The organism is Photobacterium marinum, from assembly GCF_000331515.1.
GTDB classification, from domain to species: Bacteria; Pseudomonadota; Gammaproteobacteria; order Enterobacterales; family Vibrionaceae; genus Photobacterium; species Photobacterium marinum.
Genome location: NZ_AMZO01000006.1, coordinates 173108 through 188203, shown reverse-complemented (window position 1 = coordinate 188203; position 15096 = coordinate 173108). Strand labels below are relative to the sequence as shown.

Genomic DNA, 15096 nt, shown 5'->3' with positions numbered 1-15096 from the left:
CAGATTAATCGTACGCCGCGATCTTAAATCGAAATAGAATTTCTTTTTTACCATTTCACGCCAAAGCATAATTTAAACAAACCACGAAATAAACAATAAAACATTTAAAAACAACAACTTAAATAAAAATACATTCAATACACCCAATGTGGCGCAAAATGATAAGTTTGGTTTTGTGTGTTTTTTATACTTCATCTCGTCAGCAAGCAAACCAACATTAAGCGAGAAGTGAAATGAAAAAGATCTGGGCCAAAATTAAGCAATTCCTGTGTACTCCATACGGTAAGGCTTATCTGGTTTTCATCACCCTGACTAAGCTTTACCTGGTATACAAATGGGCATTGGATTATGTGAAGAAATTCGGTGGAGAACTGTTTGAGCTTATTGGCGCATCTGTAACAATGGGCGAGCAATTCAGTGCCCTAAGTTTTACTGCTGTATGTGGTTACTACACGATAGAAGCTATCATCAGTATTTTCCGCAGTTCGCCTAAAAAATCCCGACAGGCGACTCAGGCATAATTTCAGTAGCTGCAGGGATGCAGCTGCAACAAGCAGATACACAGGTATACTATTGATACCAGCCATTTCCGGAGTAAAGGAATGACCCCAGGCCAACTGGTTCCGTTAATCAAAACGGCTCATGCAGCAACATTAGTCGAAATGCTCAAACATTTTGAGGCTGATATCTATCCACTCCTCAAAGCCGCCGGACTGCCTGAGGATATTATGCGGACCCGCCATGAGTTTCTTCCTGAAACACCGGTTAAACATTTACTGGCGCTGATGGCAGAGCGCGCCGATCCCCAGTATTACGGCGATCTACTGCGTACAGCCAACCGTGAATACTTCATTCCGAAAATGCTCCGCCATCTCCGAAGTCCCGAAACCTTGGGAGAGGCAATAGAGCAAATGAAAACAGCCGTCCGTCATGAGTCACCTTCAGCGACGATCAGTATCGAGTACTTCAACCACACGCCGTGGTTTTGTCGGTTTAAAGATAAAGAGGACACAGAAGAGTTTTTATGGGCCGAAATCTTTGCTGTTCTATTCCTGATTGAGTTTATTCGCTTACTCAGTAAAACAGACTGGCAACCAACATGTATTGCTATCCAGTCAAAGAAAGCCGATAAGCTGGCCGAAATACTGAACAACCCGAAAACTGTGCTGTACGCAAACCGAAATTTGGCCGCGATCGAACTTTCAAGCGAATTGATGGCACTTCCGCTTCATCTTCCGGCCAGTTTTACATCTCAAGTATCCCGAGAGGATGATCCCAAAGCGCTAAACTTCCTTGAAACTGTCTATTTAGCACTGGCACCGTACCTTTCCCGGCAGTCGCTATCCTTACAGCAGGCAGCCGAAATACTGAACACCAGCGCCCGTACGTTACAACGCCGTCTGGCAGAGGAAAATACCAGTTTCAAAAATGTCAGAGACAACATCATGCTGGCGACGGCCTGTCGGTTAATGGAAAACGGGCAATATTCACTCACCGATATTGCCTCTGAGCTGGGTTATGCTGATATTGCCCATTTCTCAAGGGCATTTAAAAAGCTCACCGGGTTTCCTCCTAAAGATTACCGCAAGCGATTTCTGGCTAAAGCCTAGCATCTGCAAAACGGATAAAAACCAAACCCTACTGACACGTAACCCAATACTTCGCAACCAGACAAGGGAAAAAACGCCCCATCACGATCTGTTCCAGCACTCCACTGTTGGCTTCGATCACCTTTCTTGATGCAATATTGTCTTCATCTGCGGTGATCAACACCTTTTCCAGTCCCAATTGCTTAGCTTTGACCAGACCATGTTTAAGCATTCGGGTGCCATAGCCTTGTTCACGAAAACTCGGCGCAATGTCATAACCAATATGCCCGCCTTCATGAGACAAAAAAGGCGTTTCAATGTGATGCCGGATCCGTAGCACGCCAACCATTTTCCCTTTCTGATTTAAAAACCAGTAATGATTACAGGGAACATATCCCTCTGGCAGATTCACTCCTCTCGATTCATCAATCAGAGACTGAACATATTTCGAAAATGACGAACACGCGGGTTCATAAAATTCTGCATTCGGAGCATCAAATCGCTTGATGTCATCGAGAAATGCCAGAAACACATCCTCATATTCACAAGAGGGGGAAACTAACTCCATGTAACAATTATCCTTTATATTTTTATATTCTTACCGAAAGCGGATTTTCCCTGATTTTTTCCTATTATTCATCGTCAAAACTGATCAGCGAACGCCCTTTTTCCTTACGCCATTTATTACTGTCTCTCAGGCTGTAAGCACAACCACAATATTGCTGATTATAAAAGCCTATTTGCTTGAGCAAACTGTCTTTTCTTGCCGATAAGCCACCTTTACGCCAGTCCTGATCCCAATACTGGGCAATGTTACCTGTCAGCGAGGCTGCCGTCTGTCCGGCCTGTCGAATCTGATTAATATCTTTCCAGCGAGAGCTGGCTAAAGTTGTCGTAAAGTGAGTAAAACAGTGTTCTTTAGCGTAATTTGCCGTCTTTTCCATCCGCAGCTGAAAACAATGCAGACAGCGCTTTCCTCGCTCAGGTTCATGCTCGTAGCCTTTCATCTCCCTGAACCAGGTTTTCGGATCGTAATCCATATCGACAAAATCCACCCCAAGCACCTCAGCAAAACGAATGATCTCGTTTTTGCGCTTCAAGTACTCCTTTTCAGGATGAATATTCGGATTATAGAAAAAAATCGTCGGCTGAATACCGTGGAATAAACACGCTTCGATCATGGCACTGGAACAGGGAGCACAACAGCAATGCATCAGAACATGCTGACGCTCACTTGGAGAGGTTAAATCTTTCTTCGGGCTATCACCGAAATCATCAGGCAAACGCATGCTTGTTCCTGTTTTTCATCAAAATGTAAATAATCCGCCAAAACCAATACAATTCCATACATATTAATACAGAAATATCTCACTGATTTTATTGAATTTATATTTAAAGGTAAAAAAAATATTCCTATAGCAGATTTTCACTCTGTCACATTTAAAAAAACGGTGTATCATTTAGAGAAAAGTAAAAATCTGGAAGTCTATTTTGAGTATTATCAATTACATATCAAGTTTGCCACAACTTGCCAATAAGGTTCACCCTAACTCAAGAGGCATCAATAAGATCAGAAAAAATGCCCGTTTCTGCCTATGGGGACTGACCTACAGCAAGACCTTGAAAACTATACTCGAAGTCTTTAATGACGAAAGATTAAAGCCTGTACTGGACAACAGCCCGGATATTATCGAAAAGCCTTTAAAGCCCTACCTCTGCGTAAACTGGTCACCGACAGAGCGCGCCAGACATCTGAGGGATCACTATCAATTTATCAGTGAAACTTTCGGTTCGCACGCCGCAGAAGTGACATCACAAACAGGTATTACGCTACTGACGTTTAAAGACTCGAATGAAGCACAATATCAAATTCACTTGTACTGTGGTGCAAGCCGTGAAGGCGGATTGGGTATCCAATTGGTTAATGATAAAAACCAAAGTGTTTATTCATTAGCCTTCAATATATCCGGTACAGAGCAGCGGACAATGTACATCGGTATGGTTCAAGGACCCACTCCACTCATATCCGATAGACCGATGCTGATCAGAACTCTGACTCGTTCACTACATGGTTTACGCACAAAAGCGTTAATGATCGAAGTGGCGCTAATTCTGGCAAGAATCTGGGGAGTTGCTGAAGTTAAGGGCGTATCTAACAAGGGCCATATTTATCAGGCGCTGAGATATGTCGGCTCGAAGCGCAAATCTGTTACTTTTGATTATGACGATTTCTGGACTGAATACGGCGGCGAGCCGATTAGCAAATACCTATTCAGTGTTCCGGTAAATCCGCCACGCAAAGATCCATCAACACTGAAAAAGACCAAGCGAAGACTTTACACTAAGCGTTATCAGTGGCTGGCAGATGCAGAACAGGCCATTAATGATAACCTTGCTGTAATTAACAAATAGCACGGTAAACGGAATAACAATCAAGCCGGTCAGCATATGCTGGCCGGCTCTTTATAGCGATAGTTCAGGCTAATCAGCAGCTTTACATCTCGCGGGTATCCTTGAAGATTTCACCGCCCTTAATCACGACCTGAATGTTGTCCGGGTTGGCCAGGATGTCCAAATCATCAACCGGATTTCCACGAACAAACAACATATCAGCGTAAGAACCTTCACAAACCACACCGATATCACCTTCCGGGTACGGATCCAGTAAACCTGACAACTTCAGCAGCTCACCGGCATCTGATGTCGCCTGTTTCAGGCCTCGGAATGAACCAAAGTATTTCTTACGGGCAGAGAACTCAGCATTCTGCTTTGCATGTACCTCTGGTGTTCCAATCAAATCAGTACCGAAGGCACATTTGAGGTCATATTTCTCAACTAGTTCTGCCTGTTTCAGCAACCCTTTACCGACACGCTCCGTTTTTTGATAAAGGATTTCGCTGTCGAGCGGGATTTTACGGTTGGCGATGAGCTCTGCTGTCGCATATTGCGGCACAACCCAGACTTCTTTATCCAGACACAAACGGGCAATATCGTCATCCATGAATGTGGCATGCTCGAGGGATTTTACCCCTTCCTCAATAGCAATCTTCATTGCAGGACCGGCATGGATATGACTACAGACGTACGAACCGTAATTGGTCACCGTTTCCACAATCGCCCGCAGTTCTTCTCGTGTGTACTGAATCGTGTCGAGCGGATCAAATAGTGAAGATGCACCGCCACCACCGAATATTTTGATTTGTGATGCGCCCATGAAAATCTGATCACGGGTTCGTTTCAGACACTCGGGCACGCCATCAGCCAGCACCAGATGTCCCTGACGCATAAAGCTGGAATCGTCTAATCCTTGGTTGAAGTTCGAACGCTGAGTTCGATTCTGACGGTAATCCGCATGACCACAGGTCTGGGAGATACCGGCATAACTCGGGTAGATACGTGGCCCCGGTACAAAGTTGCTGTCGATACTTTGCTTCAGTCCGTAACAGTTACTACCGACATCACGCACCGTGGTAAAACCGCGTTCCAGCATCTCACGGGCAATAACCGTAGATCGCACCGCCACTTCTTCTGCGGTCATGTTATCGATAGCATTAAAAGTATCTGAAAGCGCGATATGGGTATGCGCATCAATCAGTCCTGGGATTACCGTATAACCCGCAGCATCGATTACCCGATCATATTCCATTGCCGGGTTGAGCTGATGGCTGATCTCACTGATCACACCATCTTCAACACTGATGAAACATCCCTGCCTGATAGCCTCATTAATCCCGTCAAACAATGACACATTCTGAATTAGTACTTTCATAATCAATCTCCGGTCATAACGTATTTTTTGCTTAAAGCCAGGGTTATTCGCACAATGCGGCAACATCATGCTGCTGACACTTTTCCAGCTCGATATGGTAGGTTTCGATGATTTTCTCTGCTGTTGCATCAATATCCTCTTCAGAGGTGTGACAGTTAAGCACAGAGAACAACATGGTCTTCAGCCCCTTGTAGCCGGACGTCGACGGATAGCAGAAACCATCCTGTTGCAACTGGTGTACAACCCGTTCGGTCAACCGATTTCGGAATTCATCCCCTCCCTTACCGAACTGAGCGGAGAATCGGTTAGAAACAACATCATTGAGAATGGTGATCCCGTCTACCTCACGAAGCCTGTCGGCCATCTTCATCGCCATCGCGCAACAATGATCAAGGTGTTCTTCAATTCCTTGTCTGCCGAGCGCTTTAATAGCGGCATAAACAGGTACTCCTCGAGCCCGGCGTGATGCGGCAATACCGAAATTGACGGCATTGCGATCCGGCTTGGCTATCGCATCAGTCAGGTAGGCTCCCATACTGTTGCCACCCATAGCTTCTGCCAGCAACGCAGCATCACGGACAATCACCATGCCGCTATCATAAGGCATGTTGAACCACTTATGACCATCGGTATCCCAGGAATCCGCTTTTTCGATCCCTTTCAAAAGATGCTTTTGACTTTGGCTGGCAGCAGACCACAAACCAATTGCACCATCGACATGGAGCCAGGCATTCGGGTGGGCCTGCACACAAGCAGCAATCTCTTCAAACGGGTCAAAAGCCCCTGAATCAATACAACCGGCCTGCGCGCACACTAATGTCGGGCCATCGCATTCTGCGAGAATTTCCGGTAGGTATTGAGGAAGTATTCTCAGGTTGCTGTCGGTCGGAATAGTCTTAATATCGCTCTCGCCAAGGCCAATCATCCAAAGCGCACGTTTAATGGTGGAATGGATCTGATCGCTGACCACGACATGAATACGCGGAGCTTCATAAAGTCCTTTTTTGGCCACATCCCATCCCGCCTTTTTGAGCAGGCTGTTACGGGCAGTAATCAATGCGGTATAAATCGCTTCCTGCGCTCCGGAAGTAAAACCGACACCTGCTGTTTTCGGCAGACCGAGCAGCTCCAGCATCCACTCGGCCGCGGTTTCTTCAGCCACTGAGGTTGCCGGGCTGGAAACGTAATAAGGTACATTCTGATCCCAGGCACTTACCAACCAGTCTGCAGCAAGGGAAACCGGGAAAGTGCCACCAATGGCGTAGCCGAAATAACGGGGGCCACCTGACGCTATCAGGCCTTTCTCAATATTTTCTGCCAGTTCATTAAGCACTTGTTTCGGGTCGCCTGATTGCTGTGGCAACTTTCCGCCAATGAGTTCGCGCAGCGACTCAGAACTAATTTTTTGATCGATTGGTCTTTCCGGCAAAGACTCCAGATAATCAACCGCACGAGAAAGGGAACAGTTAAGCAACTCACTGTATTGGTTAAATTTATGGGTCATGGCGTATCTCTCTGTTGATGACTATGTACACCCCATAAATTAAAGATTCCCCCCGAATTTATTTACCATTTCGCGCCAACAATAAAATAGCCAGAAGAAGGAAAGTGAAGTCAAAAAGACCCAAAACATCCTTCTGCTATGCTTTTCATATCGCTAAGTGAGAATTGTGCGGAGTACGCCATGAACCAATCGCCAGACAAAATCATGTCACGCCTTGCCTACCTCGGATTATTGCCATTTATCATCAGCATTCTGTGTATCTGGGCTGACAAAACCCTGTTCGGACTTAGTGCCCAAAAGGTATTCATCGCTTACAGTGCGGTGATATTGAGCTTTCTGGCCGGGATCTTGTGGGGAAACGCGATCGACCACATCAAACACAAGTTAAGCCGTAATGCTTTAATCCTGAGTAACCTGTTTGCGCTGATCGCATGGGGAGTTCTGCTACATTCACCGGAAAGCTATGTAATTTCAGTACTGGTACTTTTATTCGGCTTTGTCGCGGTGTGGTTTGCTGAAATGAAGATCCGTGAAATAGAAAAAGAAGGAAAACCAGAAGGTTACCAGCCGATGCGTAACCGGCTGACAGGGCTAGTCGCCCTGATGCACCTGATGCACCTGATGGTCATTGCCAGCTAATGACGCCTAAACTGGCAATGACTCTATTTTAGACAATCTAATTAGCCGACAAAGGTGAAAATAATCGGCTTCATTGATTGAGGGTGGACAATCTGAAGTTCTTTGTCAGAGAAGCTTTTCACTACAAGGTGACCACTTTTAGGGATGAAATGCTTAGCGGTTCCAACTACGTGATGCGCTTTAAACGCCTTCCCTGTGATCTTCAATGCGCCAGTTACCGCCCCTTCGGAATGGTCATTGGCATGAGGGTTAATTGAAAGAACGAACCCGCCGTTGCTGTTTACTTTCAACAAGTAATGAAATTCAGGGTCATGCTGAGACTCCCACGTACCAACTGGCATTGGCACATCATCCAGTGTCGCGTGAAACTCATACAAGTTTCGGTATTCATCACTCTCCGGCTTATACATAACCGACAAGAACTGGTATTTCTCATGCTTCTCTTCTTGCGCCTGATCCACATCATGCAAGATGAAATACCCCACTCCGGCCAGAACTGAACAGGCTAACAAAAACTGAATAAAACGGATCACAATGGCTCCTTTCGATATCCGTTCAAAACAAGCAAATCAAACGCACCTGCGAAGTGGTAAATCCGCGTCAGGTGGAACAATGCATACAGCGGACAAGAATGCCACAATCAGGCCATTAGCAGGTATATGCAACACTATGACACCATTATTTACCAGCTCCTGAATTAACTTTAATCCACATAAATTTATATGCAAAACAACACACTACAAAATAATGAAACTTTGATTTCAAACACCACTAAACCAAATAAGGCAGCCATAAAGGCTGCCCTGTATCGAAAAATAGCGAGTGTTAATTATTCAGCAATGATTAAATTGTGGTAGCCAGTGTCGCTGAGCTTCAAACAGCTCATTAAACATGGCGTCAATCTGCTCAAGGGTACAAACCGCAGCAGTAACCGGATCTAACGACAACGCATAGCGCGCCGCATCCAGGTTGTGAGTAAGCGCTGACTCAACAATCAACTCCTGAACCGCAATATTGGTCTTGTTCAGGCTGGCACACTGCATCGGTAAACGCCCCATTTGCTGAGGCTGTAAACCTCTGGCATCAACCTGGATTGGCACCTCTACCACACAGTTTTCCGGCAAGTTTTCAACCAACAACCCTCCCGGCTGATGATTTGGTACATTACCGTTAATCCGGGTTCGCTCCCCACTGACCATGGCATTTATCAGCTTGGGCGCATTAAGCATGTTAGGTGCAATCACGATTTTCTGGCTACCGGCCAGCTGAGCATCAATTTCGGCCTCACCTGCAGCATGTACTTTTTCTTCAAGCGCCAGCAAGTTCCAGCGTTGTGGCAAAAAGTGATTAATCATCGCTTCATTCTTGCGGAAATAAGGCAGGTAGTCGCTGCAATGCCAGTGATTTTCAGTACACCAGTGACCGAAGAACTTCAGCACTTCACAGCGAACAGCATCGGCCTGGTACACTTTGGGGTTTCCTGCCATTTCACGGAGCTTAGGTAACAGATCTTTACCATTCGCCGTCATTCTGGTGATCCAGGTCATATGGTTGATACCGGCAAATTCATAGTCGATATGTTCCGGCACCTCATGATACATCAACCGTTGCCAGCGTTCCGGGGTCGACGGATGTTCAACCCAGTCACCTTCGCCAAGGTAACCGGCCAACTGTGCGACCGTATATCGCACACCGTAACAAAGCCCGACAGACTTAACCGGACTATAGTCTTTCGCAGCCCAGGTAAGCGGAGCCAGTGGGTTGGCATAGTTAATAAACAGGGCATCAGGACACAGGGTTTCCATATCACGTAAAATAGAAAGCATCGGCGGAATATGGCGTAAAGCGCGGAATATGCCGCCCGGCCCCATAGTGTCCCCAACTTCCTGAATGACACCGTATTTAGCCGGAATATCCATATCCAACCGCCATGGTTCCAGCCCGCCAACCTGAATGGCATTAATCACAAAATCAGCATTCGTCAGCGCCTGACGACGGTCTGTTGTCATCATCACCTGAACACGAAGGCCTGCCTGATCAATCATCCGGGTAACAAGCTCAAAACTTCGCTTGAGAACCTGACTGTCAATATCCATCAACACTAGCACAGCACCGTCAAGGGCCGGATAGGAAAGCAGCGCCGAGGTTATCTGGCGAGTGAACATCACACTGCCAGCACCGACAATTGTTATCTGTGTCATAAGCAAATCCTCAGGAAAGCAAACGTCGCCACGATCCCATATGCTGCTTCAGCAGCATACTGTGAACCATAAGCGAAACCAAAATAGTGATACCGTAAATAAGCCGGGTCCAGAAACCGGCCAGACCGGCGCTGATAATACCCGCTTCAAGAATGCCGATAATGCATGCACCGAACAGCGTTCCCATGAGCGTACCTCGACCACCGAGTACCGACGTCCCCCCGATGAAAACCGAGGCAAACACCAGCAACATGTAACCCTGTCCCTGGTTCGGCCACCAACTGCTCATCTCCAGGCTGACAAAAACCCCGACCAGCGCAGACATTCCCCCCATCAGCATAAACAGCAACATGCGGGTTCTTTTGACCGGTACACCCATAACCTGCGAAGCCTTCGGGTTATCACCGATAAAATTGATGTTATCGCCGAACACATGATGAGAAAGCAGAGACCATAGCAGAGCTAAAATCAGCAACGCCCACAGCACCTGCGCCGGAATAACATCAGCAATCCGCCCGACCATAACGGAGTGCAGCCAGGTTTCACGCACCTGCGGAATGCTCAGAGCAACGCCGTCGGCCAGCACAGTTGTCAGGCCGCCCAAGAAAAACAGCGTGCCGATAGTGGCAATGATTGATGGGATACTAAAATAGACCGCCAGCACACCATTCAGCACCCCACAAGCCAGACCGGCGGCAACGGCACAGCCCAACGCCAGTAAAGGCGATCCGGTTGACTCAAACGTGACAGCGAAAACATAACCGCCCAAAGCGACAACAGCCGGAAAGCTCATATCGATTTCACGGGCAATCACCAACAAGGTCAGGGCTAATGCCAGCATGGCAGTAAAGGGAATGGTCGACATGAAGGCGATATAAATACGACCATGAAGAAACGTTTCCGGACTAAACGCAGTAAAAATGCTCCAAAGAGCAACCAGGATAAGAGCTGTCAGCACCGGAACCCGGTGACGTGAGACAAAATGATAATTCATAAAGCCCCCTGTCCAACAGCATCCAGCAATGCCTGCTGCAACGATGACCGGGTCATTGCGGATTTGCGGTACTGAGCCACAATCTTGCCACGATCCATGACTACAAACCGATCAGCAACCCGGTAGGCATCGTTCATATTATGGGTGATCAATAAACAGGCTCTGCCCTGTTCACGAAGCTGCTCGACAAAGCTGAGCACCTTTTCAACTTCTCCGACAGAAAGCGCAGTAGTTGGCTCATCCAGAATCACCACCCGGGCATCAAACAGCATTGCGCGGCCAATCGCCAATCCCTGACGCTCGCCTCCCGACAGCAAGCTGACCGGCGCTTCGATATTGGCACCGACCCCGCGAAAATCGAGCGTCTTCAATAAGCGGGCGGCACGGCGGCGCTCTTCCCGGTGATCAATAAAACCAAAGCGATTACGAAGATGACGCCCGACAAATAGGTTACGCCATACACTCTGCTGCTCACCGAGGGAACCGGACTGATAAACGGTTTCTATCCCTAATCGTCGAGCCTGCTGTACCGAATATCTGCTGGCTGGCACCTGATTACCACTAATGCGTAATTCGCCATGATCAATGTGTTCGGCCCCGGCAATCAATTTAATAAGGGTTGATTTTCCGGCTCCGTTATCACCAAGCAGGGCACAAACTTCGCCAGAATGAAGGGAAAAGTGAATGTCTTTCAACGCATGAACCGGGCCGAACCATTTGTTCAGCCCGTTCAATTCAAGTACCGGCAAATCCATTAACGGATGCCTTTTGCTGCCAGCGGTGCAATGAAGTTAATGTTGTCGCGACTGACAAACCCGGCACCGGTATTGATATCCAGACCGGAAAAACCATAGCGCTTACTCAGCACAACCTGAACCACTGACAGGTATCCCATCAGATATGGCTGGCTGTCAGCAACTAACTGGACGTAACCAGTTTTGATCGCATCCGCGGTCGCTGGCGACAAACTAAAACCAGCCACATACAGTTCCAGTGGACGCACGCCGGCATTACGCAGGAAGTTCCCCATCTGCGCAGTCAGCGCACCATGATCGACCATGATCAATTTCACATCCTGATGGCGAGCCAGGTAAGCCGTGATCACATTGCTTCCTAGTGACGGATCTTTATCGGTTTCCGGTGAGATCTGCAGGAAATCGACCTTGATACCCGCTTTTTCCAACGTCGAGATCAACCCTCGGGTTGAATCACTGCGCTCAGCGATATCTTTGATGCCCCAAACCATGGCACGATCTCCCGGCTTGAACTGGCCCCGTCTCAACGCCTCATTAGCTAGCGAAATACCGCGGGCTGCATTGCTGACACCGACATAACCAAAACCAGCACTTTGGTCCTTGTTCATAACAGCCGGTAATGCCGTATCCACTGACGTTACCTGGATACCTTTACTGAATGCTTCGTCCACCAGCGGAGAATAAGCACTGTCCCCCGGATGACCCATCACCACGATCCCGGTCGGCTTAGCCGCCAGTGCCTGCTTAAAGTTCTCGACCATCTTCTGCGGTTGCCAGTCAGAATACATAACACGCAAATCAACCCCGAGATCTTCGGCCGCCTGAGTAGCCCCATTCTGCACCACGGTCGCATAAGGACCACCAACAGGCCCTCCGACATCAAACCATACCGACATGTCTTTACCGGACTGAGCGGCCATCGCATCAGTCATCCCCAATGTCGCAACAGCAGACAATAACAAGGCGCAAGCCGAGCTCCGTTTTCGACGGGTTAAAACGCTACCGAGATTCATTATGCTAATACTCCTAACTGGCATAAATACTAATTGCGCATGATACTCCAGAGTTGGCCTTTTAAAATCAAAATAAAGTTTTGTTTTTGAGTGTTTGATAAATGGTGAGTTGTCAAAATATGAGCTTGCTCTCAAATGTCAGACAAAAAAGCCCGCACCATAATTCGGAGCGGGCTTAATTACGAATAAAATTAAATATTACCAGCTAGTTACGAGTAATAAACTAGCTGCGAACTTCACCATTCACATTGCCGATGATAAGTTCTCGTAACCAACGATGGCCGGGATCATGTTCAAAATGATTGTGCCAAAGCAGAACATAGTTCCCCGGAACCACATCCACCGGCACATCACGAGTTATCAGATCAAAATGCTTTGTCATTTTTACCGCATAACGGGCCGGAGCCGAGAGGATAAGATCACATCGCTCACAAAGGCTCATAGCACTGTAAAAATCAGTCATGTTGACCGCGATATCACGACATAATCCATCAAGAGCCAGCACTTCATCAAGCAGCCACCTGTCGATCCCGCCGAATGTCACCTGAAGGTGCCGGTATTTCAGGAATGCCGCTAAATTCCACTCTTCCTGTAGCAAAGGGTGATCTTTCCTGAACAAGCAAACCGGATAGTCACGCACCAGTTCGACATAATTCAAATCCTGGGAAATATTTTTGACATGCAATGGCGAACGCTCATCCCACTCACGGCTGCAAATCGCCATATCAATTTCGCACTTAAGCAGCTTCTCCTTGCTTTCATGGTTCCAGGTCTGGCTGTTCAGGCTGACATGAGGTGCCTGACTGAGCATAGACGGCATGAAAAAAGGATAAGTCAGCGAATAAGCCGTTTCTACCAGATGGATCCTGAACTCACGAGTACTCTGTGCGGGCTCAAAAGCCTCCGGGCGGGTAAATTGCTCCAGCTGCTGCAAGATCTGATGCAGCTCAGGCGCCAGCTGTTTTGCCCGTGGCGTCGGACGTAGCCCATGTGCAGTACGCTCAAACAAAGGGTCATCAAAAGTTTCCCGCAATTTCGCCAGCTGTTTACTGACAGCCGACTGGCTGAGGTACAACCGCGACGCAGCCGCAGTCACACTTTGCTCTTCCAGCAAAACTTCCAGTACTTTAAGCAAGTTATAGTCGAAATGATTCAAAAGCTTACAACCTGATAATTAACGCCGGCCACTGTTAGCCAACAAGCCAATAATTCTCATTATATTAAGCTGTTTCAGTAAGTTATTAAAATTCACCTCATCAATCTATTTCTCATAACAGCGAAAATATGATGAATATCAGGCACTACTGACGGCGTCCTATTTTTGATGTTTTTAGTTCTTATGTTTGTAATGGTCAAATCTATTCCTCCCTACAATGGCGGCATCACTCAAAGGGAGACTTAACTATGACAAAAACATCAATCAGCATCGAAATCACCGAATCTCACCCGGCCTACCAATGGGCAAAACGCCAGTCTGATTCCGTGAATGCAATGGGACACATCGGCACCCATATTGACTGTTACACCACAACGCCGGAACAACACCGATACACCCCGGATGCTGTCATGCTCGACTGCTCTGATTCAATGCCGGACATCAAAATCGTTTCAGCAATGCCGCTGAAAGGTAAAGCACTAGTGCTTTACACTGCCAACCTTGAGAAGAACGGTTATGGCAATAACGCATATGGCAAACAAGACACCGCCCTGCATAGCGATGTCCTTGATGCCATTCTGGAAAAAAGTCCGGCTTTTATTGTTATCGACAGTTACGGCATCGGCGCCCATGGCGAGCAGCACAGAAACTTTGATGAGCGTTGCGAGCAACACAACTGCTTTGTCATTGAAAACGTTGCCCTCACTCATGCCATGATGGATACGCTGACGGCACTGGAAATCGAGTTCGACACCACATCAGCGTCAACCGGCAAACGCTGTGAAGTTATCGCCGTACTTAGCAAATGAATTGATTCTTAAAATACAGACAGCCCGCATAATCAAACTATGCGGGCTTTTATCTTTCGACTTTATACCAGTCAGACAGTCACCGATACGTAATTACTTATCTAGGTCGTAGACAACATATCCCTTGTTATCCAGACAACGACGAAGCACTTTGGCCTGAACATCTGTCGCATCATTAGCACCGGACAGTGCACCTGCACCACCACCAATTGCGCCACCTGCAACAGCGCCGACAGCAGCACCGCCCAGACCATCATCCAGACCACCAGCAATCGCACCGATAAGAGCCCCGCTTACAGCACCGTTCTGTGCTTCAACCTTCGCCGACTCCTTCTTATCAACTTTCTCGGCATAGGCCTGGCAGTAAGCAAAATCCTGTTCATACTGAGCCGGATCTACATTGGTCATATCAACAACCGGTTTTTGCTGGTAAGCACAAGCAGATAATAAAGTGGCCAGAGTGGCAGTAACCAAAAGCTTTTTCATAGAATGATCTCTCTATTTCTTATGGGGAGCAGGAACATGTTCCGGCTAACCAGAGTTACCAAACTCTCATGCAGCCAATTGGTCCCTGTCATAACGATGTTTTTAATCTGGAATAAATGTACACTGTTTTATTTTTACTACCCATCTGATCTCTGTACGTTTTTGTACAGAGTAAACACCT

Annotated in this window: 16 protein-coding genes; 5 read left to right on the top strand and 11 right to left on the bottom strand. The window is 47.2% G+C overall.

The window, feature by feature from the left end; all coding sequences use genetic code 11:
- Positions 1 to 233: 233 nt before the first annotated feature.
- Both C942_RS05425 and C942_RS05420 read left to right on the top strand, forming a co-directional pair.
- Entirely contained in the window at positions 234 to 521 is a 288-nt protein-coding gene (locus tag C942_RS05425) for a hypothetical protein (RefSeq protein ID WP_007463366.1), read from the top strand.
- A gap of 81 nt (positions 522 to 602) precedes the next feature.
- Positions 603 to 1610, top strand: coding sequence for a helix-turn-helix domain-containing protein (locus C942_RS05420; RefSeq protein WP_007463364.1), 1008 nt, complete (start codon positions 603 to 605; stop codon positions 1608 to 1610).
- Positions 1611 to 1638: 28 nt separating this feature from the next.
- Here the strand turns inward: C942_RS05420 and C942_RS05415 are convergent, their stop codons facing one another.
- Together C942_RS05415 and C942_RS05410 are read right to left on the bottom strand one after the other, a co-directional pair.
- Positions 1639 to 2157, bottom strand: coding sequence for a GNAT family N-acetyltransferase (locus tag C942_RS05415; protein WP_007463362.1), 519 nt, complete (start codon positions 2155 to 2157; stop codon positions 1639 to 1641).
- A 64-nt stretch (positions 2158 to 2221) separates the two neighbouring features.
- Entirely contained in the window at positions 2222 to 2878 is a 657-nt protein-coding gene (locus C942_RS05410; protein ID WP_007463361.1) for an epoxyqueuosine reductase QueH, read from the bottom strand.
- Between the two features lie 202 nt (positions 2879 to 3080).
- Between C942_RS05410 and C942_RS05405 the strand changes: the two genes are divergently transcribed.
- Positions 3081 to 4001 (top strand): VirK/YbjX family protein, encoded by a 921-nt coding sequence (locus C942_RS05405; protein ID WP_007463359.1) that lies wholly within the window; start codon positions 3081 to 3083, stop codon positions 3999 to 4001.
- Positions 4002 to 4083: 82 nt separating this feature from the next.
- Here the strand turns inward: C942_RS05405 and C942_RS05400 are convergent, their stop codons facing one another.
- Positions 4084 to 5358 carry a metal-dependent hydrolase family protein gene (locus C942_RS05400; protein WP_007463357.1) on the bottom strand — a complete coding sequence of 425 codons (1275 nt, stop codon included), beginning with the start codon at positions 5356 to 5358 and terminating at the stop codon, positions 4084 to 4086.
- Positions 5359 to 5401: 43 nt separating this feature from the next.
- Complete coding sequence (locus tag C942_RS05395; RefSeq protein ID WP_007463354.1) at positions 5402 to 6862, bottom strand: pyridoxal phosphate-dependent decarboxylase family protein; 1461 nt, start codon at positions 6860 to 6862, stop codon at positions 5402 to 5404.
- Between the two features lie 180 nt (positions 6863 to 7042).
- Here C942_RS05395 and C942_RS05390 point away from each other — a divergent pair, with 180 nt between their 5' ends.
- On the top strand, positions 7043 to 7501 hold the full coding sequence (locus C942_RS05390; protein WP_007463352.1) for a DUF3429 domain-containing protein: 459 nt from the start codon (positions 7043 to 7045) through the stop codon (positions 7499 to 7501).
- A 41-nt stretch (positions 7502 to 7542) separates the two neighbouring features.
- Here the strand turns inward: C942_RS05390 and C942_RS05385 are convergent, their stop codons facing one another.
- The 6 genes from C942_RS05385 to C942_RS05360 all read right to left on the bottom strand — a co-directional run bounded on the left by C942_RS05385 (position 7543) and on the right by C942_RS05360 (position 13620).
- Positions 7543 to 8034, bottom strand: a complete 492-nt coding sequence (locus tag C942_RS05385) for a hypothetical protein (protein ID WP_007463350.1) — start codon at positions 8032 to 8034, stop codon at positions 7543 to 7545.
- 300 nt (positions 8035 to 8334) lie between these two features.
- Positions 8335 to 9702, bottom strand: a complete 1368-nt coding sequence (gene melA / locus C942_RS05380) for an alpha-glucosidase/alpha-galactosidase (protein ID WP_007463348.1) — start codon at positions 9700 to 9702, stop codon at positions 8335 to 8337.
- 10 nt (positions 9703 to 9712) lie between these two features.
- On the bottom strand, positions 9713 to 10696 hold the full coding sequence (locus C942_RS05375; RefSeq protein ID WP_007463347.1) for an ABC transporter permease: 984 nt from the start codon (positions 10694 to 10696) through the stop codon (positions 9713 to 9715).
- On the bottom strand, positions 10693 to 11451 hold the full coding sequence (locus tag C942_RS05370) for an ATP-binding cassette domain-containing protein (protein WP_007463346.1): 759 nt from the start codon (positions 11449 to 11451) through the stop codon (positions 10693 to 10695). The genes C942_RS05375 and C942_RS05370 overlap by 4 nt, the downstream gene beginning before the upstream one ends.
- Positions 11451 to 12464 carry a sugar ABC transporter substrate-binding protein gene (locus tag C942_RS05365; RefSeq protein ID WP_036798853.1) on the bottom strand — a complete coding sequence of 338 codons (1014 nt, stop codon included), beginning with the start codon at positions 12462 to 12464 and terminating at the stop codon, positions 11451 to 11453. The genes C942_RS05370 and C942_RS05365 overlap by 1 nt, the downstream gene beginning before the upstream one ends.
- Positions 12465 to 12687: 223 nt before the next feature.
- On the bottom strand, positions 12688 to 13620 hold the full coding sequence (locus C942_RS05360; protein WP_007463343.1) for a LysR family transcriptional regulator: 933 nt from the start codon (positions 13618 to 13620) through the stop codon (positions 12688 to 12690).
- Between the two features lie 248 nt (positions 13621 to 13868).
- Here C942_RS05360 and C942_RS05355 point away from each other — a divergent pair, with 248 nt between their 5' ends.
- Complete coding sequence (locus tag C942_RS05355; protein WP_007463341.1) at positions 13869 to 14429, top strand: cyclase family protein; 561 nt, start codon at positions 13869 to 13871, stop codon at positions 14427 to 14429.
- Positions 14430 to 14522: 93 nt separating this feature from the next.
- On the opposite strand, the gene C942_RS05350 is transcribed toward C942_RS05355, so the two are convergent.
- Positions 14523 to 14915, bottom strand: coding sequence for a glycine zipper family protein (locus C942_RS05350; RefSeq protein ID WP_007463339.1), 393 nt, complete (start codon positions 14913 to 14915; stop codon positions 14523 to 14525).
- Positions 14916 to 15096: the final 181 nt, after the last annotated feature.